A 2,844-nucleotide genomic window follows, 5' to 3' on the forward strand; every position below is an offset into this window, starting at 1 on the left:
TCGGCCGCGGTGGTACAGGCTTAGCTGCGACACCTACAAATGGTCAGATCCCTATAGGTAACGGATCGGGGTATACCCTGGCTACTTTAACTGCTGGCACAGGCATCAATATCAGCAACACCGCCGGAGGAGTCACAGTTAGTGCCACGGGAGATGCCTCGACTAAGGTCGACCGCACAGGCGACACAATGAGTGGCACGCTCAACCTGCCAGCTAATGGACTTGTGGTTGGTTCGAGTCAGCTTGTTGCTGCGAACGGTAATATCGGGGTAGGGACGATGGTGCCTGCTGCTAAACTCGAAATTTCAGACGGTAGGTTTGGCGCGATGAGTAGTTTAAAAATCACGAGTCCGGTTTCAAATGGCGAACTAGCAAAACTTCAATTCGGTTACTTTGACGACGGGACCGGCGTAAGGTCAGAAGTTCAGGGAGCGCGGGACTTTGATAGTTCGCCATATTACGGCGGTAAATTGCTTTTTAATACTAAGGATACTGCTGATGTTATGCAGACAAGAATGGTTATCAACCGGGATGGCAACGTCGGGATTGGGACGACTGCGACTTATGCGCGACTCAACGTAGCTGGTGACACGGATTCAGGTGACGGTGTGGCCATTTACCAACAGGCAAACAATTCCTTCAGCTTTCAGACATATGTTGATTCTCATTGGTCGGATAGAGCGACCTATGCACCAGATCAACTCAATTTGCTTTTGCAGCCAGATGGTGGAAAGGTCGGAATTGGGACTCCGGCACCAACTGCAAAGCTAGAAGTTTCGGATACAGTCTTTGGCAAATTGGCCTACGGGGGTGCCTACGTTGATCTTGCCTTTGATGGCGGAGCCGATAGCGTCTTCTACTTGAATAATATCGGTGCAGCCGGAGGACGAACCGCCATTGCATACAACGGAAGCGAGAAGTTGGTAGTGACCAATGCCGGCAACGTCGGTATCGGTATCACGAGTCCGGGTGCCAAGCTACATTTATTCAACGATGTCGCCAATACTACTCCAGGTGGAAACCTTTACTCATACTCGCTGCTTCGGTCGACCGCTAACGGGTCGTTTTATTCGGCCGGATCCGAGTCTGTGGCGGAACCTCTCATTGACAGTGGCGTGACTAACGGAGGTGACATTTATGGCACTGTCACTAGAAGTTGGCGTACAAGTGCTGCTGATACCGGTAGTTTAGGCGGTTTATTCGGAACTTGGATAGGTTACGGGCATCTGGGCACCACCAATCGCACGACTGTAAATGCTATAGGGATAAACATACAGCCATATGCTGAAGGTGGCACCATCACGAACAGCTATGGTTTAATCATTAGGGCGCCTACGACTGGGGGCACTGTGACCAATGACTACGCTATTTATCAGACTAGCACTTCGGCCACGAATTATTTTGGCGGCAATATCGGCGTAGGCACAACAGCCCCGGCACAAAAGCTTGATGTAACTGGAAACATCAGAACCACAGGCGCGATCGTTTACAACACGCTCCAAGATTTTAAACTGGTCTATCGTGAGGACTTTGAATCCAATGCCACCGGATGGCTAAATAACACACGCACCACTTGTGGCTCTGCGACGATACTGGGCGGATACAATGTTTTCGCTGGCGGTAATGTCTATAAAGACTACGACCTAACGGGCATAGCTCACACTGAAGTTATGGTGAAGCTTACGTACTACTTCATCGACACATGGGACGGTGAATCCGCTTATATCCAAGTTGGTGGGATCAACACCTACTATAAATCACATCTTGGTACCGCGGCCGCTCTCAGTAATATCTGCGGTGTGGCTACAGGAGAACACGTCGCAGCAACAGAAAGCCGTATCAGCCACACAGGCAACTCGCTAAGGGTGCTAGTAGGCTCTACTCTTGATCAGGCTGCCAGTGATGAATCCTTTGGGATCGATAATGTTGAGATATGGGTCAGGTGATTTCGCAGTTAGTCTGCGGACTCTGAGGCAACGCTGAAACTGAGCTTTTTGTGTGCGGACACAAACAAAAAACACGGGGCCTATCAATCGATAATCACAAAAATTATCCATCAAAGATGGCAAACACCTTAACTTTTCGCAAGACTAACCGATAATCCCACCGATAGTTGGATTGTTTCCGCTATGTCCCTCAGATTTAAAGACGACAAAAACGCATAGCTTTTCAATGACGATTCACAACGTGGAGAATCCTAGTGGCCGGAGTAGTATACCCCAATAATACTGAAGTCTTGGTGAGCCCTGAGGAGTTTCATCGACGCGTTCAAAAAATCACTGATCTGCATGAGCTTGCCTGGTACGGCCTGGAATCCACCGGTTTACTTGGCGATCTAGGTCCATCGCAGTTGAAGGTCATGATGAGTGTTTGTGCAGAAGCTCGTGGGTTCCACATTGTCTCCTACTGTAAGAGCTTCCGCACTGTAAATCGCTTCATGGATGACGCAGCTTTTTATTACCTTGCCCGCGGGGACAAGGACCCATACTTAACCTTCAACCCATGGATCAACCCCAATGCTGCCTTACTCGACGAGGATGTCTTCGCACAGCTTGGCTGCGAACTGCATGATATCTGTCGACGTCTTAAGCGCTAATTTTATCCTCACGTTATTGAGTTAGTTCTTGCAACCTGAATCTCGCTCTCGTCCTTCATATCGCAGCCTCCAAACGCAAAGTCCGAGAAATACCCGGAACCCACATCGGCTGCAAAAGAAGTCCCTCATCTGCAAAAAAGTTTAAGTCCTTGAGGGCTGGCTCTCCAGGACCCTAGAGCGCAGGTAGCCACAGACCTGCATGATTTTGAGTTTGAAGTAATCCATGTTGCGGTAGCCAAAGGCCCGGC

1 protein-coding gene is annotated in these 2,844 nt (G+C 49.4%); it reads left to right on the top strand.

Annotated features, from left to right (window positions below; genetic code table 11):
* Positions 1 to 2,200 precede the first annotated feature (2,200 nt).
* Positions 2,201 to 2,596 carry a hypothetical protein gene (locus tag FJ146_19860; GenBank protein ID MBM4254228.1) on the top strand — a complete coding sequence of 132 codons (396 nt, stop codon included), beginning with the start codon at positions 2,201 to 2,203 and terminating at the stop codon, positions 2,594 to 2,596.
* Positions 2,597 to 2,844 lie beyond the last annotated feature (248 nt).

The sequence above is a fragment of the Deltaproteobacteria bacterium genome (assembly GCA_016874735.1).
Taxonomy (GTDB): Bacteria; Bdellovibrionota_B; Oligoflexia; order Oligoflexales; family CAIYRB01; genus CAIYRB01.